Source organism: Escherichia sp. E4742 (assembly GCF_005843885.1).
GTDB lineage: Bacteria > Pseudomonadota > Gammaproteobacteria > Enterobacterales > Enterobacteriaceae > Escherichia.
In genome coordinates, this window is sequence record NZ_CP040443.1 from 635,304 (window position 1) to 655,754 (window position 20,451).

The following is a 20,451-nucleotide window of genomic DNA, read 5'->3' on the forward strand; positions in this document are numbered from 1 at the left end:
GCGTTTCGAGCGAAGATGGTGAGGATCCCTGAATGCGCTTTTCTCACCTACTGTTCTTACTGCTGCTATTCCTTCTGGCAGGCGCGCCATTACTCGCTCAGGAAACCACTGACGTTGCGAAAAATGTGCGTTTAATGGTTTCCGGTATCGTAAGCTACACTCGCTGGCCGACGGTATCTGGCCCGCCAAGACTATGTATTTTTTCATCTTCACGATTTAGCACCGCCCTGCAAGAGAAAGGTGCGACGCCTTTACCTTATCTGCCTGTCATCGTTAACAACAAACAAGAGGCGATGATTTCAGGCTGCAATGGTTTTTATTTTGGCAGCGAGTCACCGACATTCCAGACAGAATTAATCGAACAATATCCGTCTAAGGCGTTATTATTAATTGCCGAACAAAATACCGAGTGCATTATTGGCAGCGCATTTTGTCTGGTCATCAACAATAATAACGTCAGGTTTGCCGTAAACCTGGATGCCTTATCGCGTAGTGGTGTTAAGGTCAACCCGGATGTCTTAATGCTCGCACGGAAGAAAAACGATGGATAACGATAATTCTCTTCATAAGCGCCCCACGTTTAAAAGAGCATTACGCAACATCAGCATGACTAGCATATTTATCACTATGACGCTGATCTGGCTGCTGCTTTCCGTGACGTCAGTACTAACCCTGAAACAATACGCGCAAAAAAACCTGGCACTAACCGCTGCAACAATGACTTACAGCCTGGAAGCTGCGGTCGTTTTTGCCGATGGTCCTGCAGCAACAGAAACTCTGGCCGCACTAGGTCAGCAAGGCCAATTTTCAACCGCAGAAGTGCGTGATAATCAGCAAAACATTATTGCTTCCTGGCACTACACTGCCAGAGAACCGGGAGATACCTTCAGTAATTTCATTAGCCACTGGCTCTTTCCGGCTCCCGTCATTCAACCAATTCGCCACAATGGCGAAACCATTGGCGAAGTGCAGTTAACCGCACGCGACAGCTCAATTAGCCATTTTATCTGGTTTTCACTCGCTGTCCTGACTGCATGTATTCTGCTGGCATCAGGCATCGCGATTACCCTCACCCGCCATTTGCACAATGGTCTGGTTGAAGCGTTAAAAAACATCACCGATGTCGTACATGATGTGCGTTCCAACCGCAATTTTTCCCGACGAGTTTCGGAAGAACGTATCGCAGAGTTTCACCGCTTCGCTCTCGACTTCAACAGTCTGCTAGATGAAATGGAAGAGTGGCAGCTTCGTTTACAGGCCAAAAATGCGCAGCTTCTACGTACCGCGCTACATGACCCATTAACCGGGCTGGCTAACCGCGCAGCGTTTCGTAGCGGCATCAACACGTTGATGAACAGTTCCGATGCCCGAAAAACGTCGGCATTACTGTTTCTTGATGGCGATAATTTCAAATATATCAATGATACCTGGGGTCATGCGACGGGAGATCAGGTCTTGATTGAAGTGGCAAAACGATTAGCTGAATTTGGTGGGCTGCGACATCAGGCATACCGCATTGGCGGCGATGAATTCGCTATGGTCCTCTATGGCGTGCAGTCGGAATCTGAAGTGCAGCGGATTTGCACGGCACTGACGCAAATTTTTAATCGACCATTCGATCTTAATAATGGCCATCAAACCACTATGACATTAAGCATTGGTTACGCGATGACCATTGAGCACGTCTCCGCCGAAAAATTACAAGAGCTGGCCGACCATAATATGTATCAGGCCAAACACCAGCGCGCTAAAAAGCTGGTGAAATAACAAGGAAATATCTACATGATAAAGCAACTGGTAGTTCCCCTGATGTTCTCTTCACTGATACTGACTGGCTGCCAGTCACCACAAGGGAAGTTTACTCCAGAACAAGTCGCCGCTATGCAGTCTTATGGTTTTACTGAATCCGCTGGCGACTGGTCGCTGGGCTTATCTGATACCATTCTGTTTGCTAAAAATGACTACAAACTGCTCCCGGAAAGTCAGCAACAGATCCAGACCATGGCCGCAAAACTGACCTCCACGGGCTTAACCCATGCCCGTATGGATGGACATACCGACAATTACGGCGAGGACAGTTACAACGAAGCTTTATCGCTGAAGCGGGCAAATGTCGTCGCCGATGCGTGGGCAGAAGGTGGACAAATTCCTCGCAGCAATCTCACCACTCAGGGCTTAGGGAAAAAATACCCCATCGCCAGTAACAAGACCGCACAGGGTCGCGCCGAGAACCGTCGCGTCGCTGTGGTGATCAGTGCACCGTAAACGCAATTTCAATAAATAAAAAAAGGGCCAGCCAATTGGCCAGCCCTTCTTAACAGGATGTCGCTTAAGCGAAATCTTAGTTAAGACGCTCTTTGATACGAGCAGCCTTACCAGTACGCTCACGCAGGTAGTACAGTTTAGCTTTACGAACAGCACCACGACGTTTGACAGAAATGCTGTCAACTACCGGAGAGTGAGTCTGGAAGACACGCTCAACGCCTTCGCCGTTGGAAATTTTACGAACAGTGAATGCAGAGTGCAGACCGCGGTTACGAATAGCGATAACCACGCCCTCGAATGCCTGCAGACGTTTTTTGGAACCTTCAACAACCCATACTTTCACTTCCACGGTATCACCCGGACGGAAGGAAGGTACGTCCTGCTTCATCTGCTCTTGTTCAAGTTGCTTAATAATGTTGCTCATAATTTAATCTCTTATCCTGGGTAAACTGATATCTCGGGGGCTTACGCCATCCCATCATGTTTATGTTGCTGTTGTGCGTGTTCCGTTTTGAACTCCGCCAGCAACCTTGCTTGCTCTTCAGTCAGAGCCAGGTTTTCCAGAAGTTCAGGTCTTCTAAGCCAGGTACGGCCCAGCGACTGTTTCAAACGCCAGCGACGTATCTCGGCATGGTTGCCCGACAGTAACACTGACGGAACTTCCATCCCTTCTAACACCTCAGGCCGCGTATAGTGCGGGCAATCCAGCAATCCTTCAGCAAAGGAATCTTCCGTTGCTGAGGCTTCATGTCCCAATACTCCCGGAATAAACCGGGAAACCGAGTCAATCAGCGTCATTGCTGGTAACTCACCACCACTGAGAACGTAATCGCCGATTGACCATTCTTCGTCAATTTCGGTTTGGATCACGCGCTCATCTATACCTTCGTAGCGACCGCACACCAGAATCAATTTTTGATTCGTTGCCAGTTCGCTGACGCCCGCTTGATCAAGCTTGCGTCCCTGTGGTGACAGATATATCACCTTTGCGCCTTCACCCGCCGCGGCTTTTGCTGCATGAATGGCGTCCCGCAAGGGTTGCACCATCATTAACATCCCCGGTCCGCCGCCGTAAGGACGATCGTCCACGGTACGGTGCCGGTCATGCGTGAAGTCGCGAGGACTCCAGCTCTGGATGCTCAGCAGGCCATTTTTAACTGCCCGGCCAGTTACCCCGTAATCGGTAATTGCGCGGAACATTTCAGGAAACAGGCTAATTATGCCAATCCACATAGCGCCGTCTTTTACCGTTTATCCGGTGGTTTAAAAACCAGGATCCCAATCTACTTCGATTGAACGAGTAGTGAGATCGACTTTCTTGATAACCTGCCCATCGAGGAACGGTACGAGACGTTCCTTGATACCAAACGCATCTTTCAGGTTTGCCTTAATGACGAGAACGTCATTAGATCCGGTTTCCATCATATCGACGACTTTACCGAGATCGTAGCCTTCAGTGGTTACTACCTGGCAGCCCATCAGGTCTTTCCAGTAGTAGTCACCCTCTTCAAGCTGAGGCAGTTGCGATGAATCCACGACAATTTCACAATTCGTCAGCAGGTTCGCCGCATCACGATCGTCAACGCCTTTCAGCTTGATGATCATGTCCTGATTGTGGTGCTTCCAGCTTTCCAGCTGGACTTGCTGCCACTGACCCGCCTTCTGGATAAACCAAGGCTGATAGTCAAAAATGCTTTCGGCGTCTTCGGTGGAAGAAAACACTCTGAGCCACCCACGAATACCGTAAGACGAACCCATTTTTCCCAAAACGATGGGATCAACAGGTGCTTGCGCGGTGAGTTGTTTGCTCATCATGACCACCGTGACAGATTAAGCTGCTTTGTTTACTTCTTTGATCAGCGCAGCAACGCGATCAGAAATAGTTGCGCCCTGGCCAACCCAGTGAGCGATGCGATCCAGATCCAGGCGAGTGCCTTCTTCTTTTTCGCTAGCGATTGGGTTGAAGAAACCAACGCGCTCGATGAAGCGACCGTTGCGTGCATTACGGCTGTCAGCGACAACAACCTGGTAGAACGGACGCTTTTTAGCGCCGTGACGTGCTAAACGAATAGTTACCATAACATCCTCTTGTGTGAATAAAACAACCGGACCCCATCGAGGAACGGAGTCCGGTGTCATATTAAAAGCCCGAAAATTTTACTGATTTCTGGAGAAAATGCAATCAGCAGTTAATAACTCTGTCGCATAAGGTCATTTAGCGACCAGGAAATCCCGGCGGCATCATCCCTTTCATGCTTCTCATCATCTTCGCCATTCCGCCCTTCTTCATTTTCTTCATCATGCGCTGCATGTCGTCGAACTGCTTCAGAAGGCGGTTAACATCCTGCACCTGCATACCGCAACCGGCAGCGATACGACGCTTACGCGAACCTTTGATGATTTCTGGCTTAGCGCGCTCTTTCATCGTCATCGAGTTGATGATGGCTTCCATACGCACCAGCACTTTATCGTCCATCTGCGACTTGACGTTATCCGGGATCTGCCCCATGCCCGGCAGCTTGCCCATTAGGCTGGCCATGCCGCCCATATTTTTCATCTGGCGCAGCTGCTCAAGGAAGTCGTTGAGATCGAAGCCGTCGCCTTTTTTCAGCTTGCTGGCTAATTTCTCAGCCTGCGCGCGGTCAACTTTGCTTTCGATATCTTCGATCAGCGACAGAACATCGCCCATGCCGAGAATACGGGAAGCGATACGGTCCGGGTGGAACGGCTCCAGCGCCTCTGTTTTCTCGCCAACACCGAGGAACTTGATAGGCTTGCCGGTAATATGGCGAATAGAAAGCGCCGCACCGCCACGCGCATCACCGTCCACTTTGGTCAACACTACGCCGGTAAGCGGTAACGCTTCATTGAACGCTTTTGCCGTATTGGCCGCATCCTGACCGGTCATAGCGTCAACCACAAACAGGGTTTCAACCGGATTAATCGAAGCGTGGACTTGTTTGATCTCGTCCATCATCGCTTCATCAACGTGCAGACGACCAGCGGTATCCACCAGCAGCACGTCGTAGAATTTCAGTTTGGCTTCTTTCAGCGCCGCGTTAACGATATCTACCGGCTTCTGACCAACATCTGAAGGGAAGAAATCAACGCCCACCTGCTCTGCCAGCGTCTCAAGCTGTTTGATTGCCGCCGGACGATAAACGTCGGCAGAAACCACCAGCACTTTCTTCTTGTGCTTCTCGCGCAGGAACTTACCGAGTTTGCCCACGCTGGTTGTTTTACCGGCACCTTGCAGGCCCGCCATCAGCACGACCGCAGGCGGTTGCGCAGCCAGGTTCAGGGTCTGGTTCTCTTCGCCCATCGCCGCAACCAGTTCGTTACGGACGATTTTGACGAACTCCTGCCCCGGCGTCAGGCTCTTATTAACTTCATGACCAACCGCTTTCTCTTTTACGCGATTGATAAACTCACGCACTACCGGCAGAGCGACGTCCGCCTCCAGCAGCGCCATGCGCACTTCGCGCAGCGTATCTTTTACGTTGTCTTCAGTGAGGCGTCCACGGCCACTGATATTGCGCAGCGTGCGCGACAAACGATCGGTTAAATTATCAAACATTGTCTCTCGCCTGGGGTGGAAACGGTTGGCCGCAATCGCGACACATCATCTGTATTTTGCCGCAGTATAACATGAAGGCGTCTTTGTTGTTATGCAACGGTTGGAGCAGCGTTCACCTGACGCTATACTGCTTCTCTTTCTTATTGCTCAAACTGTCGACATTACTATGCCCGTTTTTGCTCTGCTCGCGCTTGTCGCCTACTCCGTCAGTCTTGCGCTGATTGTTCCCGGTCTGCTGCAAAAAAACGGCGGCTGGCGGCGCATGGCTATTATTTCTGCGGTCATCGCGCTGGTCTGCCACGCTATCGCTCTTGAAGCCCGCATTTTGCCAGGCGGCGATAGCGGACAAAACCTCAGCCTGCTGAACGTTGGTTCATTGGTCAGTTTGATGATTTGTACGGTAATGACCATTGTGGCTTCTCGCAATCGTGGCTGGTTGCTGCTACCCATTGTCTATGCATTTGCGCTTATCAACCTGGCGCTGGCGACCTTCATGCCCAATGAATACATCACCCATCTGGAAGCCACGCCTGGGATGCTGGTGCACATTGGCTTATCGCTCTTTTCCTACGCCACGCTGATAATTGCCGCCCTGTACGCGTTGCAACTGGCATGGATTGATTACCAACTGAAGAATAAAAAGTTGGCATTCAGTCAGGAAATGCCGCCATTGATGAGTATCGAGCGAAAAATGTTCCACATTACGCAGATTGGCGTGGTGCTGTTAACGCTTACTCTTTGCACTGGCCTGTTCTACATGCACAACTTATTTAGCATGGAAAATATCGACAAGGCTGTGCTCTCTATCGTGGCGTGGTTTGTCTATATTGTGCTGCTGTGGGGACATTATCATGAAGGATGGCGTGGACGCCGCGTCGTCTGGTTTAACGTTGCGGGTGCAGTCATTCTGACACTGGCCTACTTCGGCAGTCGAATTGTCCAGCAGTTAATCAGCTAAACCCAGAAAAGGAGTTTCCCCTGGAACACATTTCTACTACTACGTTGATCATTATTCTGATCATCATGGTGGTCATTTCAGCCTATTTTTCCGGGTCCGAAACCGGAATGATGACACTCAACCGCTATCGTCTACGGCATATGGCGAAACAGGGCAATCGCTCGGCCAAACGCGTCGAAAAATTGCTGCGTAAGCCAGACCGCCTGATAAGCCTGGTGTTAATCGGCAATAACCTGGTCAATATTCTTGCCTCCGCGCTCGGCACTATTGTCGGGATGCGTTTGTACGGCGATGCGGGCGTGGCAATTGCGACTGGTGTGCTGACTTTTGTCGTACTGGTTTTTGCTGAGGTATTGCCGAAAACCATTGCCGCGCTGTACCCGGAAAAAGTCGCTTATCCGAGTAGTTTTCTGTTAGCACCTCTGCAAATTTTGATGATGCCGCTGGTCTGGTTGCTGAATGCTATTACCCGCATGTTAATGCGCATGATGGGCATCAAAACCGATATCGTGGTTAGCGGCTCTTTGAGCAAAGAAGAGTTGCGTACTATCGTGCACGAATCGCGCTCACAAATTTCCCGTCGCAATCAGGATATGCTGCTGTCGGTACTCGATCTGGAAAAAATGACCGTCGATGACATCATGGTGCCGCGCAGTGAAATTATCGGTATTGATATCAACGATGACTGGAAATCGATTCTGCGCCAACTCTCCCACTCACCTCACGGACGTATCGTGCTCTACCGTGACTCGCTGGACGACGCCATCAGTATGCTGCGAGTACGTGAAGCCTGGCGGTTGATGTCGGAGAAAAAAGAGTTCACCAAAGAAACCATGCTACGCGCCGCGGACGAGATCTATTTTGTCCCGGAAGGTACGCCGCTCAGCACGCAGCTGGTGAAGTTTCAGCGCAACAAAAAGAAAGTCGGCCTGGTCGTCAACGAATACGGAGATATTCAGGGACTGGTGACGGTCGAAGATATTCTCGAAGAGATAGTTGGTGATTTCACCACATCCATGTCGCCGACCCTCGCCGAAGAAGTCACGCCGCAAAACGACGGTTCGGTGATTATCGATGGCACCGCCAACGTGCGAGAAATTAACAAAGCCTTTAACTGGCATCTACCGGAAGATGATGCTCGAACTGTTAACGGCGTCATTCTGGAAGCGCTGGAAGAGATCCCTGTTGCAGGCACCCGCGTACGTATTGGCGAGTACGATATCGATATTCTCGACGTACAGGACAATATGATTAAGCAGGTAAAAGTTTTTCCTGTGAAACCGCTGCGCGAGAGTGTGGCGGAGTAACACAATGGCGAACTCCGGTTCGCCTTTTTTATCGCCGTCTTTTAGGATTCCATCAATTCCTGTCATTTACTTAGCAATGTAATAATGTCTTTTCAAGCATTCGGAAAGGATATTGATGTTATGTCAGAAGACTATGTAATTGAATGGGATAAGGATTTTGCAGACGACCTCAACGTCGTCGCCAGCGTTTTTTTACAGCACACCCCAACCTTATGGCCCACTATTTTCGCTCAACTTTCGACGCAACCTGAAATCTTTGAAGACGAAGATGAATATGGATTGCAAGACGTCCTCGATTGCAGTGGAGGCGCTCTCGGAAATCATGACCTGGCGCAGGCATTTTTACAGGTTCTACGCGGTGAAGGATTAATTCAACTCGTTGACTGGAAAGGTGAAGATGAAGAAGGTGAGCTGGCTAATTTTGCTGCAGATCGCTTTTATGGGCTCACAAAAAACCTGACAGCTTCTGAGGAATTAAGGAGTCTTCTTGTCGAAATAACCCAAGAGGATGAAATCTCCGATGTCTGTGAAGCCGGAGACCGCTACCTTGACGAAATCTTTGAACGCATCCAAACCGAACTCAATAAAAGGGGCTTTCAGATTTTTGATCTGAATGAAGGATCTGACACCTATAACGTGGTCGTTTTGCCAATGAGCGAATATGAAAAAATAGATGATTTCAACACGCCGTGGCTGGAAGTGCAGGATTTTTTAAGCTAAAAAATGGCCGACTTAACGTCGGCCATCAGACATTTACTTCGCCTTCGCTACAGTAACCATCGCTGCGCGAATCGTACGACCGTTCAGCGTATAACCTTTCTGCATGATACCCAATACGTTACCCGGTGCAACGTCGTCAGATTCCACCATTGCGATGGCCTGATGCACGTTCGGGTCCAGCGGTACATTCGTTTCGGCAATCACATCAACGCCAAATTTACGTACTACATCCAGCATCGACTTCAGCGTCAGCTCAATGCCTTCAACCATCGCAGACATATCCGGGTTAGCTTTATCAGCCACTTCCAGCGCGCGATCCAGGCTATCAATTACCGGCAGCAATTCGTTGATGAATTTCTCCAGCGCGAATTTATGCGCTTTTTCGATATCCAGTTCAGTACGACGACGCAGGTTTTCCATTTCGGCTTTTACGCGCAAAATACCGTCACGTTCACGGGTCTGAGCTTCAGCCAGCTGAGCTTCGAGATTCGCAATTTTTTCATCGCGCGGATCCACCTGCTCAGCAGAAGCTTCTGGCTCAACTGCCTCAATCTCTTCGTGCTGATCCATGATAATTTCTTCCGGGGCTTGCCCCTCAGGCGTTTTCTGTTCTTTACTACTCATGAATTTCTCCGCGTTTTTTTTCGCATTCATCTCGCTAACTTCGCTTATTATGGGGATCAGTTTCAGGGTTTCAAGGGAAGCACTCACATTGTCATCAATCTTCGCAACAAGGACCTCGGAAAAATGAATAATCATTTCAAGTGTATTGGCATTGTGGGACACCCACGGCACCCTACTGCACTGACAACACATGAAATGCTCTACCGCTGGCTGTGCACAAAAGGTTACGAGGTCATCGTTGAGCAACAAATCGCTCACGAACTGCAACTGAAGAATGTGAAAACTGGCACGCTCGCGGAGATTGGGCAACTGGCTGATCTCGCAGTAGTCGTTGGTGGCGATGGCAATATGCTGGGCGCAGCGCGCACACTCGCCCGCTACGACATAAAAGTCATCGGTATCAACCGTGGCAACCTGGGTTTCCTGACCGACCTTGATCCCGATAACGCACAGCAACAGTTGGCCGATGTACTGGAAGGTCATTACATCAGCGAAAAACGTTTTTTGCTGGAAGCGCAAGTTTGCCAGCAAGATTGCCAGAAACGCATCAGCACCGCGATTAATGAAGTGGTACTACATCCTGGCAAAGTGGCGCATATGATTGAGTTCGAAGTGTATATCGACGAGATCTTTGCGTTTTCTCAGCGATCTGATGGACTAATTATTTCAACGCCAACAGGCTCCACTGCCTATTCCCTCTCTGCGGGCGGCCCGATTCTGACACCCTCTCTGGATGCAATTACCCTGGTGCCAATGTTCCCGCATACATTGTCAGCGCGACCACTGGTCATAAACAGCAGCAGCACGATCCGTCTGCGTTTTTCGCATCGCCGTAACGACCTGGAAATCAGTTGCGACAGCCAGATAGCACTGCCGATTCAGGAAGGTGAAGATGTCCTGATTCGGCGCTGTGATTACCATCTGAATCTGATTCATCCGAAAGATTACAGCTATTTCAATACATTAAGCACAAAGCTCGGCTGGTCAAAAAAATTATTCTAATTTTACGCCAGCCTCTTTACTGTATATAAAACCAGTTTATACTGTACACAATAACAGTAATGGTTTTTCATACAGGAAAACGACTATGTTGGCACAACTGACCATCAGCAACTTTGCTATCGTTCGTGAGCTTGAGATTGATTTTCACAGCGGCATGACCGTAATAACCGGTGAAACCGGCGCGGGTAAATCTATTGCGATAGATGCCCTCGGCCTTTGTCTCGGTGGTCGCGCTGAAGCCGACATGGTGCGTACCGGCGCTGCTCGCGCTGACCTGTGCGCCCGTTTTTCACTGAAAGATACGCCAGCAGCTCTGCGCTGGCTGGAAGAAAACCAACTGGAAGATGGCCATGAATGCCTGCTTCGTCGCGTAATCAGTAGCGATGGTCGCTCCCGTGGTTTTATCAACGGTACAGCTGTTCCTCTGTCACAACTGCGCGAACTGGGTCAGTTGCTGATTCAGATCCATGGCCAGCACGCTCATCAATTACTCACCAAACTCGAGCACCAAAAATTCCTGCTTGATGGCTACGCAAATGAAACCTCTCTGCTCCAAGAAATGACCGCACGTTATCAGTTGTGGCATCAAAGCTGCCGCGACCTCGCGCACCATCAACAACTAAGTCAGGAACGCGCCGCCCGTGCGGAACTGCTGCAATACCAATTAAAAGAACTTAACGAATTTAATCCGCAGCCCGGAGAGTTTGAGCAAATTGACGAAGAGTACAAACGTCTGGCGAACAGCGGTCAATTACTGACTACGAGCCAGAATGCATTGGCATTAATGGCCGACGGTGAAGACGCAAACCTGCAAAGTCAGCTTTACACGGCTAAACAGCTGGTGAGCGAATTGATTGGCATGGACAGCAAACTGTCCGGCGTACTTGATATGCTGGAAGAAGCTACTATCCAGGTTGCTGAAGCCAGCGACGAACTGCGCCACTACTGCGATCGTCTGGATCTCGACCCTAACCGCTTGTTTGAACTTGAACAGCGCATCTCAAAACAGATTTCGCTGGCACGTAAACATCACGTCAGCCCTGAGGCATTGCCACAGTATTATCAGTCGCTACTGGAAGAACAGCAGCAACTGGACGATCAGGCCGACTCACAAGAAACGCTCGCGCTGGCGGTAACGAAACATCATCAGCAAGCACTGGAAACGGCACGCGCGTTACACCAGCAACGCCAGCATTATGCAAATGAGTTGGCACAGCTGATCACCGATAGTATGCATGCACTCTCTATGCCGCATGGCCAGTTTACGATTGATGTTAAATTTGACGAGCATCACCTGGGCATTGACGGTGCCGATCGTATTGAGTTTCGGGTAACCACCAACCCTGGTCAGCCAATGCAGCCTATTGCCAAAGTCGCATCCGGTGGTGAATTGTCCCGCATCGCATTGGCAATCCAGGTCATTACCGCGCGTAAAATGGAAACCCCGGCACTGATTTTTGATGAAGTGGATGTTGGGATTAGCGGTCCAACAGCGGCAGTTGTCGGCAAACTGCTACGTCAGCTTGGCGAATCAACCCAGGTGATGTGTGTTACCCATTTGCCACAAGTCGCAGGATGCGGTCATCAACACTATTTTGTCAGCAAAGAAACCGATGGCGCGATGACCGAAACTCATATGGAGTCGCTGGACAAAAAAGCGCGGTTACAGGAGCTGGCGCGCCTGCTTGGTGGCAGTGAAGTCACACGTAACACACTGGCGAATGCGAAAGAACTGCTTGCGGCGTAAACTTTTTTCCTGCTTCACGGTCAGAGTAAACAGCAAAACGCCGTAAGACCGGAAAGCAAAAGGTTTTAAAGTGATGAAAGGTCTATTATCATCGGCATATTACAGATGAGCCACGTACTGCTCGGGCCCGAAAAGGAATCAAATCACTATGCGCTGTAAAACGCTGACTGCTGCAGCAGCAGTACTATTGATGTTGACCGCAGGCTGTTCCACTCTGGAGCGAGTGGTTTACCGTCCTGACATCAACCAGGGGAACTATCTGACCGCTAACGACGTATCCAAAATACGTGTTGGCATGACGCAACAACAAGTTGCGTACGCATTGGGTACACCGCTGATGTCCGATCCATTTGGTACGAATACCTGGTTCTATGTGTTCCGTCAGCAACCAGGTCATGAAGGTGTAACGCAGCAAACGCTGACGCTGACCTTTAACAGTAGCGGTGTGTTGACCAACATTGATAACAAACCCGCGCTGACTGGCAACGAATAAAATTTGCTGTTTATAGCGATTAAAAAAAGGTGCTCAATGAGCACCTTTTTTTTGCCTGCTATTTATTCGCCGATTTTTCTGCGCGCTGTCTACGAAGCTCTTTCGGATCGGCAATCAGTGGTCGATAAATCTCTACACGATCGCCATCGCGCACGATATCGCTCAGTTTTGCCGGACGGCTGTAAATGCCGACTTTGTTTTTAGTTAAATCGATATCGGTACGCAATTCCAGCAAGCCACTGGCGCGAATTGCTTCTTCAACCGTCGCGCCCTCCTGCAATGTTACCCGTTGCAGGTATTGTTTCTCGGGTAATGCGTAAGCCACCTCAACGGCAATTTTACCTGGCACTGTAGACCTCTTTTGCACGAACAGTAAAAGCCTGCACCATATTAGCTGCCAGCTCTTTAAACACGCGACCAAAGGCGAGTTCAATCAACTTATTGGTAAACTCAAAGTCGAGATGAAACTCAATACGGCACGCGTCCTGGCTCAACGGCGTAAACTTCCAGCCGCCGATCAATTTCTTAAACGGTCCATCAACCAGACTCATCAGAATACTTTGGTTACTGGTCAACTGGTTGCGGGTTGTAAACGTTTTGCTGATCCCAGCCTTAGAGACATCTACCGCAGCGGTCATCTGCCCAGGAGTGGACTCCAGAATCCGGCTTCCAGTGCACCCTGGTAAAAACTGAGGATAAGACTGAACGTCATTCACTAACTGATACATTTGCTCCGCGCTGTAGGGTACCAGTGCGGTCCGGCTAATCTGAGGCATAACAATTTCCATCAACAAAAATCCAACAAATAATATCATTTATCCTGCCGTAAAAAAACGCTATCCCAACGCTGGGTAACATCCGGTTCATGCTAAGATAGAGCCTTGTCCCCCGCAGGATTGATATGGGGTATTTTCGATTTCAGATTACCGATGATTCACGACGCTTATGACGAAGAAAAAAGCACATAAACCTGGTTCAGCGACCATCGCGCTTAACAAGCGCGCCCGTCACGAATACTTTATTGAAGAAGAGTTCGAAGCGGGACTTGCCCTGCAAGGCTGGGAAGTTAAATCCCTGCGCGCAGGAAAAGCCAATATTAGCGACAGCTATGTCCTTCTGCGCGACGGAGAAGCGTTCCTGTTTGGAGCAAACATCACGCCGATGGCAGTGGCTTCCACGCACGTGGTGTGCGACCCTACTCGCACCCGCAAACTGCTTCTCAACCAGCGCGAACTTGACTCTCTCTATGGCCGAGTGAACCGTGAAGGTTATACCGTAGTGGCGCTCTCCCTGTACTGGAAAAATGCCTGGTGCAAAGTAAAAATCGGCGTCGCGAAAGGTAAGAAACAACACGATAAACGTTCTGATATCAAAGAACGCGAATGGCAGGTTGATAAAGCACGTATCATGAAAAACGCGCACCGTTAAACCTATATAAGCGATACTAATCAAATCTTCACCGCGCCTCCCTATCCGGTGGCGCGAATGAACATCTTGTCGACTGTCAAATCTGACACTGATGTAGCCATCCTATTGCTTAATCGAAGAAAAATCATACTATGCAGGCGCTAATTCCAGGATGATAACGCCTTTGGGGCTAGTCATGGCGCTCAAAAATCTGGTATACTTAACGTTACACATTGGGGCTGATTCTGGATTCGACGGGATTTGCGAAACCCAAGGTGCATGCCGAGGGGCGGTTGGCCTCGTAAAAAGCCGCAAAAAATAGTCGCAAACGACGAAAACTACGCTTTAGCAGCTTAATAACCTGCTTAGAGCCCTCTCTCCCTAGCCTCCGCTCTTAGGACGGGGATCAAGAGAGGTCAAACCCAAAAGAGATCGCGTGGAAGCCCTGCCTGGGGTTGAAGCGTTAAAACTTAATCAGGCTAGTTTGTTAGTGGCGTGTCCGTCCGCAGCTGGCAAGCGAATGTAAAGACTGACTAAGCATGTAGTACCGAGGATGTAGGAATTTCGGACGCGGGTTCAACTCCCGCCAGCTCCACCAAATAAATCAAGGGGTTACGTGAAAGCGTAGCCCCTTTTTCTTTGGTAGTGGCGGCAAAATGGCGACGAATTTTACGACCCCGTATTGCTCTTTCTGCTTTACGCTTATAGCCTTCCCTCTCCTTTTTCAATAGAGAGAAAACCATCGCCAATGTAACAAAGATCTGGCTGTATTCTCTGTGTCCCGTACTGAATTGCATTAATACGTTCCTGACTTAAATCCGAACTTTTTAGTCCATTAATAGACCCAACGAAAATCCCCCTTGTGTTCGTTGAGCCTAAACGCAAGGAGGCACTCTTGTTACCCCTCTGCAAAAAGAATGCTGTGCTAAAAATTCCCTGCTTACAATGGGTTATAGAAAATTGACTCACCTTGCATTAAATCGCAGGGTAAGTTTATTTTAAAGTTTGAAATCATGCTTATACACGCCCCTACAATCAACAATAGAGTAATGTTTTAACTCGTTATTCCCCTAAAAAAGCATCTGGTACTCACCAAACCAAATGTTAATCATTTGTTGCTTTCGATCACAATAAGAAAACAATATGTAACTTTTGTGCGCATTTTTCAGAAATGTAGATATTTTTAGATTATGGCTACGAAATGAGCATCGCCATGTCACCCTACATCTCATAAGAGGATCGCTTCTGATGAATGCACTGACCGCCGTACAAAATAACACTGTCGATTCAGGCCAGGACTATAGCGGATTCACCCTCACCCCGTCGGCGCAATCCCCGCGTCTGCTGGAACTCACCTTCACCGAACAGACGACCAAACAGTTCCTCGAACAGGTTGCCGAGTGGCCCGTGCAGGCGCTGGAGTACAAATCGTTTCTGCGTTTTCGGGTAGGCAAAATTCTTGACGATCTCTGTGCGAACCAGCTGCAACCGTTGCTGTTGACGACGTTGCTAAACCGCGCTGAAGGTGCGCTGCTAATCAACGCCGTGGGGGTCGATGATGTGAAGCAGGCGGACGAGATGGTGAAGCTGGCAACGGCGGTAGCGCATCTGATTGGTCGTTCCAATTTCGATGCGATGAGCGGTCAGTATTACGCGCGTTTTGTGGTGAAAAATGTCGATAACTCAGACAGCTATCTGCGTCAGCCGCACCGCGTGATGGAGCTGCACAACGACGGCACCTACGTTGAAGAAATCACCGACTACGTGCTGATGATGAAAATCGATGAGCAAAACATGCAGGGCGGAAATTCGCTGCTGCTGCATCTCGATGACTGGGAACATCTGGACCACTTTTTCAGCCACCCGCTGGCGCGCCGTCCGATGCGCTTTGCCGCGCCGCCGAGTAAAAACGTCAGCAAAGATGTATTCCATCCAGTGTTCGACGTCGATCAGCAGGGTCGCCCGGTGATGCGCTATATCGACCAGTTCGTCCAGCCAAAAGACTTCGAAGAAGGCGTGTGGTTGAGCGAGCTTTCCGATGCCATTGAAACCAGCAAAGGCATTCTTTCTGTGCCCGTTCCCGTTGGCAAATTCCTGTTGATTAACAACCTGTTCTGGCTGCACGGTCGCGACCGCTTTACCGCGCATCCGGATCTGCGTCGTGAACTGATGCGCCAGCGCGGCTATTTCGCTTACGCCACTAACCACTACCAGACGCATCAGTAAGCGCAAAGGAATTGAGCGGATGTATGATTTTGTGATTATTGGCGGCGGCATCATCGGCATGTCGACCGCCATGCAACTGATTGATATCTATCCGGACGCCCGCATTGCGTTGCTGGAAAAAGAGTCCGGCCCGGCCTGTCACCAGACGGGCCACAACAGCGGCGTGATCCATGCCGGGGTTTATTACACGCCCGGTAGCCTGAAGGCGCAGTTTTGCCTGGCGGGAAACCGCGCCACCAAAGCCTTTTGCGATCAAAACGGCATCCGCTACGACAACTGCGGCAAGATGCTGGTCGCCACGTCCGATCTCGAAATGGAACGGATGCGCGCGTTATGGGAACGTACAGCGGCGAACGGTATTGAACGCGAGTGGTTAAACGCCGACGAACTGCGCGAGCGCGAACCGAATATCACCGGGCTCGGCGGTATTTTTGTGCCGTCCAGCGGCATTGTCAGCTACCGCGAAGTGACAGCGGCGATGGCAAAAATCTTCCAGGCCAGAGGAGGTGAGATTATCTATAACGCCGAAGTCAGCGGCCTTAATGAGCATAAAAATGGCGTGGTGATACATACCCGTCAGGGCGGCGAATATGAAGCGTCGACGCTGATTAGCTGTTCCGGGCTGATGGCTGACCGGCTGGTAAAAATGCTCGGCCTCGAACCGGGCTTTATCATCTGCCCGTTCCGTGGCGAGTATTTCCGCCTTGCGCCGGAGCATAACCAGATTGTTAACCACCTGATTTACCCCATTCCCGACCCGGCAATGCCCTTTTTAGGCGTTCATCTCACCCGGATGATCGACGGCAGCGTGACCGTAGGGCCAAACGCGGTGCTGGCTTTCAAACGCGAAGGCTATCGCAAGCGCGACTTCTCATTTAGCGACACGCTGGAGATTTTGGGCTCGTCGGGGATTCGCCGGGTGCTGCAAAACCATCTACGCTCAGGACTGGGCGAGATGAAAAACTCGCTGTGCAAAAGCGGCTATCTGCGGCTGGTGCAAAAGTATTGTCCCCGGCTTTCGTTAAGCGATCTCCAGCCCTGGCCCGCCGGTGTGCGGGCGCAGGCGGTATCGCCGGACGGCAAGCTGATTGACGATTTTCTGTTTGTCACCACCCCGCGCACGATCCACACCTGCAATGCGCCCTCCCCGGCAGCGACATCAGCAATTCCTATTGGTGCGCATATTGTCAGCAAGGTACAAACGCTGTTGGCAAGCCAGAGTAACCCCGGACGCACGCTGCGAGCGGCACGTAGTGTGGATGCCTTACACGCCGCATTTAATCAATAACCTTTGAAAACAGGACGTAACAATGCAACTTAACGACAGTAACTTATTCCGCCAGCAGGCGTTGATAAACGGGGAATGGCTGGACGCCAACAATGGCGAGGTCATCGACGTTACCAATCCGGCGAACGGCGACAAGCTGGGTAGCGTGCCGAAAATGGGCGCAGATGAAACCCGCGCCGCTATCGACGCCGCCAACCGCGCCCTGCCCGCCTGGCGTGCGCTCACCGCCAAAGAACGCGCCAATATTCTGCGTAACTGGTTCAATTTGATGATGGAGCATCAGGACGATTTAGCGCGCCTTATGACCCTCGAACAGGGTAAACCGCTGGCTGAAGCCAAAGGCGAAATCAGCTACGCCGCTTCCTTTATTGAGTGGTTTGCCGAAGAAGGCAAGCGTATTTATGGCGACACCATTCCAGGTCATCAGGCCGATAAGCGCCTGATTGTGATCAAGCAGCCGATTGGCGTTACCGCCGCTATCACGCCGTGGAACTTCCCGGCGGCGATGATTACCCGTAAAGCTGGCCCGGCGCTGGCGGCAGGCTGCACGATGGTGCTGAAACCCGCCAGTCAGACGCCGTTCTCTGCGCTGGCGCTGGCGGAGCTGGCGATCCGCGCGGGCATTCCGGCTGGCGTATTTAACGTGGTTACCGGCTCGGCGGGCGCGGTCGGTAACGAACTGACCAGCAACCCGCTGGTGCGCAAGCTGTCGTTTACCGGCTCGACCGAAATTGGCCGCCAGTTAATGGAACAGTGCGCGAAAGACATCAAAAAAGTGTCGCTGGAGCTGGGCGGCAACGCGCCGTTTATCGTCTTTGACGATGCCGATCTCGATAAAGCCGTGGAAGGCGCGCTGGCCTCAAAATTCCGCAACGCCGGGCAAACCTGCGTTTGCGCCAACCGTTTATACGTGCAGGACGGCGTGTATGACCGTTTTGCCGAAAAATTGCAGCAGGCGGTGAGCAAACTGCACATCGGCGACGGGCTGGATAAAGGCGTCACCATCGGGCCGCTAATCGATGAAAAAGCGGTAGCAAAAGTGGAAGAGCATATTGCCGATGCGCTGGAGAAAGGCGCGCGCGTGGTTTGCGGTGGTAAAGCGCACGAACGCGGCGGCAACTTCTTCCAGCCGACCATTCTGGTGGACGTGCCGGCCAACGCCAAAGTGTCGAAAGAAGAGACGTTCGGCCCCCTCGCCCCGCTATTCCGCTTTAAAGATGAAGCCGATGTGATTGCGCAGGCCAATGACACCGAGTTTGGTCTTGCCGCCTATTTCTACGCCAGTGATTTAAGCCGCGTCTTCCGCGTGGGCGAGGCGCTGGAGTACGGCATCGTTGGCATCAATACCGGCATTATTTCCAATGAAGTCGCCCCGTTCGGTGGTATCAAAGCCTCGGGTCTGGGTCGTGAAGGTTCGAAGTATGGCATCGAAGATTACTTAGAAATCAAATATATGTGCATCGGTCTTTAACTGGAGAACGCGAATGAGCAGCAATAAAGAGTTAATGCAGCGCCGCAGTCAGGCGATTCCCCGTGGCGTTGGGCAAATTCACCCGATTTTCGCTGACCACGCGGAAAACTGCCGGGTATGGGACGTTGAAGGCCGTGAGTATCTTGATTTCGCGGGCGGCATTGCGGTGCTCAATACCGGGCACCTGCATCCGAAAGTGGTGGCGGCAGTGGAAGCGCAGTTGAAAAAACTGTCGCACACCTGCTTCCAGGTGCTGGCTTACGAGCCGTATCTGGAGCTGTGCGAAATAATGAATCAGAAAGTACCGGGCGATTTCGCCAAAAAAACGCTGCTGGTCACCACGGGTTCGGAAGCGGTGGAAAACGCGGTGAAAATCGCCCGTGCTGCCACCAAACGCAGCGGCACCATCGCCTTTAGCGGCGCTTATCACGGGCGCACGCACTACACGCTGGCGCTGACCGGCAAGGTGAATCCGTACTCTGCGGGTATGGGGCTGATGCCGGGCCATGTTTATCGCGCGCTTTATCCTTGCCCGCTGCACGACATCAGTGAAGACGACGCTATCGCCAGTATCCACCGAATTTTTAAAAATGACGCGGCGCCGGAAGATATCGCCGCCATCGTGATTGAGCCCGTTCAGGGCGAAGGCGGTTTCTACGCCGCGACGCCAGCCTTTATGCAGCGTTTACGCGCGCTATGTGACGAGCACGGGATCATGCTGATTGCCGATGAAGTACAGAGCGGCGCGGGGCGTACCGGCACGCTGTTTGCGATGGAGCAGATGGGCGTTGCGCCGGATCTCACCACCTTTGCGAAATCGATCGCAGGTGGCTTCCCGCTGGCGGGCGTCACCGGGCGCGCGGAAGTGATGGATGCTGTCGCACCGGGCGGCCTGGGCGGCACCTATGCCGGTAATCCGATTGCCTGCGTGGCGGCGCTGGAAGTGTTGAAGGTGTTCGAGCAGGAAAATCTGCTGCAAAAAGCCAACGACCTGGGGCAAAAGCTAAAAGACGGCTTATTGGCGATCGCCGAAAAACACCCGGAGATTGGCGACGTACGCGGGCTGGGGGCGATGATCGCCATCGAGCTGTTTGAAAATGGCGATCACAGTAAACCCAACGCCAAACTCACCGCCGAGATCGTGGCACGCGCCCGTGATAAGGGCCTGATACTTCTCTCCTGCGGCCCGTATTACAACGTGCTGCGCATCCTGGTACCGCTCACCATTGAAGATGCTCAGATTCGTCAGGGTCTGGAGATCATCGGCCAGTGTTTTGCTGAGGCGAAGCAATAGCTATGTCTGTTTGTAAGAGTTAACCGTTGCTAAGGGAATGATAACGATACAGTAAAAAATAATAACGATGAG

22 protein-coding genes and 1 other RNA gene are annotated in these 20,451 nt (G+C 51.1%); 15 read left to right on the forward strand and 8 right to left on the reverse strand.

Annotated elements, in window-relative coordinates; all coding sequences use genetic code 11:
- Window positions 1-32 precede the first annotated feature (32 nt).
- The 3 genes from FEM44_RS03020 to FEM44_RS03030 are packed head-to-tail and all read left to right on the forward strand — an operon-like array spanning window position 33 to window position 2,265.
- Window positions 33-551 (forward strand): YfiR family protein, encoded by a 519-nt coding sequence (locus FEM44_RS03020; protein ID WP_130221575.1) that lies wholly within the window; start codon window positions 33-35, stop codon window positions 549-551.
- Window positions 544-1,767, forward strand: a complete 1,224-nt coding sequence (dgcN, locus tag FEM44_RS03025) for a diguanylate cyclase DgcN (protein WP_130217283.1) — start codon at window positions 544-546, stop codon at window positions 1,765-1,767. Before FEM44_RS03020 ends, dgcN begins: the two co-directional genes overlap by 8 nt.
- A gap of 15 nt (window positions 1,768-1,782) precedes the next feature.
- Window positions 1,783-2,265, forward strand: coding sequence for an OmpA family protein (locus tag FEM44_RS03030; RefSeq protein ID WP_130261275.1), 483 nt, complete (start codon window positions 1,783-1,785; stop codon window positions 2,263-2,265).
- A gap of 76 nt (window positions 2,266-2,341) precedes the next feature.
- Here FEM44_RS03030 and rplS read toward each other — a convergent pair whose 3' ends face one another.
- From rplS to ffh, 5 genes are all read right to left on the reverse strand, one after another.
- Window positions 2,342-2,689 carry a 50S ribosomal protein L19 gene (gene rplS, locus FEM44_RS03035; RefSeq protein ID WP_000065253.1) on the reverse strand — a complete coding sequence of 116 codons (348 nt, stop codon included), beginning with the start codon at window positions 2,687-2,689 and terminating at the stop codon, window positions 2,342-2,344.
- 41 nt (window positions 2,690-2,730) lie between these two features.
- Window positions 2,731-3,498 (reverse strand): tRNA (guanosine(37)-N1)-methyltransferase TrmD, encoded by a 768-nt coding sequence (gene trmD / locus FEM44_RS03040; protein ID WP_000264781.1) that lies wholly within the window; start codon window positions 3,496-3,498, stop codon window positions 2,731-2,733.
- A gap of 30 nt (window positions 3,499-3,528) precedes the next feature.
- A complete protein-coding gene (rimM, locus tag FEM44_RS03045) occupies window positions 3,529-4,077 on the reverse strand; it encodes a ribosome maturation factor RimM (protein ID WP_000043335.1) in 549 nt (182 codons plus the stop codon).
- Window positions 4,078-4,095: 18 nt separating this feature from the next.
- Complete coding sequence (rpsP, locus tag FEM44_RS03050) at window positions 4,096-4,344, reverse strand: 30S ribosomal protein S16 (RefSeq protein WP_000256450.1); 249 nt, start codon at window positions 4,342-4,344, stop codon at window positions 4,096-4,098.
- 136 nt (window positions 4,345-4,480) lie between these two features.
- Entirely contained in the window at window positions 4,481-5,842 is a 1,362-nt protein-coding gene (gene ffh / locus FEM44_RS03055) for a signal recognition particle protein (protein WP_000460035.1), read from the reverse strand.
- Between the two features lie 166 nt (window positions 5,843-6,008).
- Here ffh and FEM44_RS03060 point away from each other — a divergent pair, with 166 nt between their 5' ends.
- From FEM44_RS03060 to FEM44_RS03070, 3 genes are all read left to right on the forward strand, one after another.
- Window positions 6,009-6,800: a cytochrome C assembly family protein gene (locus FEM44_RS03060; RefSeq protein ID WP_135521445.1), complete on the forward strand. Its 792-nt coding sequence runs from the start codon at window positions 6,009-6,011 to the stop codon at window positions 6,798-6,800.
- 20 nt (window positions 6,801-6,820) lie between these two features.
- Entirely contained in the window at window positions 6,821-8,107 is a 1,287-nt protein-coding gene (locus FEM44_RS03065) for an HlyC/CorC family transporter (RefSeq protein WP_010723175.1), read from the forward strand.
- Window positions 8,108-8,227: 120 nt separating this feature from the next.
- Complete coding sequence (locus tag FEM44_RS03070) at window positions 8,228-8,827, forward strand: DUF6630 family protein (RefSeq protein ID WP_135521425.1); 600 nt, start codon at window positions 8,228-8,230, stop codon at window positions 8,825-8,827.
- A 33-nt stretch (window positions 8,828-8,860) separates the two neighbouring features.
- Here FEM44_RS03070 and grpE read toward each other — a convergent pair whose 3' ends face one another.
- Window positions 8,861-9,451, reverse strand: coding sequence for a nucleotide exchange factor GrpE (gene grpE / locus FEM44_RS03075; protein WP_135521422.1), 591 nt, complete (start codon window positions 9,449-9,451; stop codon window positions 8,861-8,863).
- 123 nt (window positions 9,452-9,574) lie between these two features.
- Here grpE and nadK point away from each other — a divergent pair, with 123 nt between their 5' ends.
- The 3 genes from nadK (at window position 9,575) to bamE (ending at window position 12,693) form a co-directional block, all read left to right on the forward strand.
- Window positions 9,575-10,453, forward strand: coding sequence for an NAD(+) kinase (gene nadK, locus FEM44_RS03080; RefSeq protein WP_001059169.1), 879 nt, complete (start codon window positions 9,575-9,577; stop codon window positions 10,451-10,453).
- Window positions 10,454-10,538: 85 nt separating this feature from the next.
- Complete coding sequence (recN, locus tag FEM44_RS03085; RefSeq protein WP_135521420.1) at window positions 10,539-12,200, forward strand: DNA repair protein RecN; 1,662 nt, start codon at window positions 10,539-10,541, stop codon at window positions 12,198-12,200.
- A gap of 148 nt (window positions 12,201-12,348) precedes the next feature.
- On the forward strand, window positions 12,349-12,693 hold the full coding sequence (gene bamE, locus FEM44_RS03090; protein ID WP_064529892.1) for an outer membrane protein assembly factor BamE: 345 nt from the start codon (window positions 12,349-12,351) through the stop codon (window positions 12,691-12,693).
- A gap of 58 nt (window positions 12,694-12,751) precedes the next feature.
- On the opposite strand, the gene FEM44_RS03095 is transcribed toward bamE, so the two are convergent.
- Both FEM44_RS03095 and ratA read right to left on the reverse strand, forming a co-directional pair.
- A complete protein-coding gene (locus FEM44_RS03095) occupies window positions 12,752-13,042 on the reverse strand; it encodes an RnfH family protein (protein WP_001117835.1) in 291 nt (96 codons plus the stop codon).
- The gene (gene ratA / locus FEM44_RS03100) at window positions 13,032-13,469 is read right to left on the reverse strand and encodes a type II toxin-antitoxin system toxin RatA (protein ID WP_001339419.1); all 438 of its coding nucleotides are present in this window, start codon (window positions 13,467-13,469) and stop codon (window positions 13,032-13,034) included. Before ratA ends, FEM44_RS03095 begins: the two co-directional genes overlap by 11 nt.
- 169 nt (window positions 13,470-13,638) lie before the next feature.
- Here ratA and smpB point away from each other — a divergent pair, with 169 nt between their 5' ends.
- The 6 genes from smpB (at window position 13,639) to gabT (ending at window position 20,379) form a co-directional block, all read left to right on the forward strand.
- Window positions 13,639-14,121, forward strand: coding sequence for an SsrA-binding protein SmpB (smpB, locus tag FEM44_RS03105; protein WP_000162574.1), 483 nt, complete (start codon window positions 13,639-13,641; stop codon window positions 14,119-14,121).
- Window positions 14,122-14,335: 214 nt separating this feature from the next.
- Window positions 14,336-14,698, forward strand: a transfer-messenger RNA (tmRNA) gene (gene ssrA / locus FEM44_RS03110).
- A 650-nt stretch (window positions 14,699-15,348) separates the two neighbouring features.
- Window positions 15,349-16,326, forward strand: a complete 978-nt coding sequence (glaH, locus tag FEM44_RS03115) for a glutarate dioxygenase GlaH (protein WP_135521419.1) — start codon at window positions 15,349-15,351, stop codon at window positions 16,324-16,326.
- A 19-nt stretch (window positions 16,327-16,345) separates the two neighbouring features.
- The gene (lhgO, locus tag FEM44_RS03120; protein WP_135521417.1) at window positions 16,346-17,614 is read left to right on the forward strand and encodes an L-2-hydroxyglutarate oxidase; all 1,269 of its coding nucleotides are present in this window, start codon (window positions 16,346-16,348) and stop codon (window positions 17,612-17,614) included.
- A gap of 22 nt (window positions 17,615-17,636) precedes the next feature.
- A complete protein-coding gene (gabD, locus tag FEM44_RS03125) occupies window positions 17,637-19,085 on the forward strand; it encodes an NADP-dependent succinate-semialdehyde dehydrogenase (RefSeq protein ID WP_135521415.1) in 1,449 nt (482 codons plus the stop codon).
- A 13-nt stretch (window positions 19,086-19,098) separates the two neighbouring features.
- On the forward strand, window positions 19,099-20,379 hold the full coding sequence (gene gabT / locus FEM44_RS03130; RefSeq protein ID WP_135521413.1) for a 4-aminobutyrate--2-oxoglutarate transaminase: 1,281 nt from the start codon (window positions 19,099-19,101) through the stop codon (window positions 20,377-20,379).
- Window positions 20,380-20,451 lie beyond the last annotated feature (72 nt).

Bases quoted from the DNA above. Each gene is read 5' to 3' on its own strand.
- FEM44_RS03020 (WP_130221575.1), top strand. From the start codon at position 33: ATGCGCTTTTCTCACCTACTGTTCTTACTGCTGCTATTCCTTCTGGCA.
- dgcN (WP_130217283.1), top strand. From the start codon at position 544: ATGGATAACGATAATTCTCTTCATAAGCGCCCCACGTTTAAAAGAGCA.
- FEM44_RS03030 (WP_130261275.1), top strand. From the start codon at position 1,783: ATGATAAAGCAACTGGTAGTTCCCCTGATGTTCTCTTCACTGATACTG.
- rplS (WP_000065253.1), bottom strand. From the start codon at position 2,689: ATGAGCAACATTATTAAGCAACTTGAACAAGAGCAGATGAAGCAGGAC.
- trmD (WP_000264781.1), bottom strand. From the start codon at position 3,498: ATGTGGATTGGCATAATTAGCCTGTTTCCTGAAATGTTCCGCGCAATT.
- rimM (WP_000043335.1), bottom strand. From the start codon at position 4,077: ATGAGCAAACAACTCACCGCGCAAGCACCTGTTGATCCCATCGTTTTG.
- rpsP (WP_000256450.1), bottom strand. From the start codon at position 4,344: ATGGTAACTATTCGTTTAGCACGTCACGGCGCTAAAAAGCGTCCGTTC.
- ffh (WP_000460035.1), bottom strand. From the start codon at position 5,842: ATGTTTGATAATTTAACCGATCGTTTGTCGCGCACGCTGCGCAATATC.
- FEM44_RS03060 (WP_135521445.1), top strand. From the start codon at position 6,009: ATGCCCGTTTTTGCTCTGCTCGCGCTTGTCGCCTACTCCGTCAGTCTT.
- FEM44_RS03070 (WP_135521425.1), top strand. From the start codon at position 8,228: ATGTCAGAAGACTATGTAATTGAATGGGATAAGGATTTTGCAGACGAC.
- grpE (WP_135521422.1), bottom strand. From the start codon at position 9,451: ATGAGTAGTAAAGAACAGAAAACGCCTGAGGGGCAAGCCCCGGAAGAA.
- nadK (WP_001059169.1), top strand. From the start codon at position 9,575: ATGAATAATCATTTCAAGTGTATTGGCATTGTGGGACACCCACGGCAC.
- recN (WP_135521420.1), top strand. From the start codon at position 10,539: ATGTTGGCACAACTGACCATCAGCAACTTTGCTATCGTTCGTGAGCTT.
- bamE (WP_064529892.1), top strand. From the start codon at position 12,349: ATGCGCTGTAAAACGCTGACTGCTGCAGCAGCAGTACTATTGATGTTG.
- ratA (WP_001339419.1), bottom strand. From the start codon at position 13,469: ATGCCTCAGATTAGCCGGACCGCACTGGTACCCTACAGCGCGGAGCAA.
- smpB (WP_000162574.1), top strand. From the start codon at position 13,639: ATGACGAAGAAAAAAGCACATAAACCTGGTTCAGCGACCATCGCGCTT.
- glaH (WP_135521419.1), top strand. From the start codon at position 15,349: ATGAATGCACTGACCGCCGTACAAAATAACACTGTCGATTCAGGCCAG.
- lhgO (WP_135521417.1), top strand. From the start codon at position 16,346: ATGTATGATTTTGTGATTATTGGCGGCGGCATCATCGGCATGTCGACC.
- gabD (WP_135521415.1), top strand. From the start codon at position 17,637: ATGCAACTTAACGACAGTAACTTATTCCGCCAGCAGGCGTTGATAAAC.
- gabT (WP_135521413.1), top strand. From the start codon at position 19,099: ATGAGCAGCAATAAAGAGTTAATGCAGCGCCGCAGTCAGGCGATTCCC.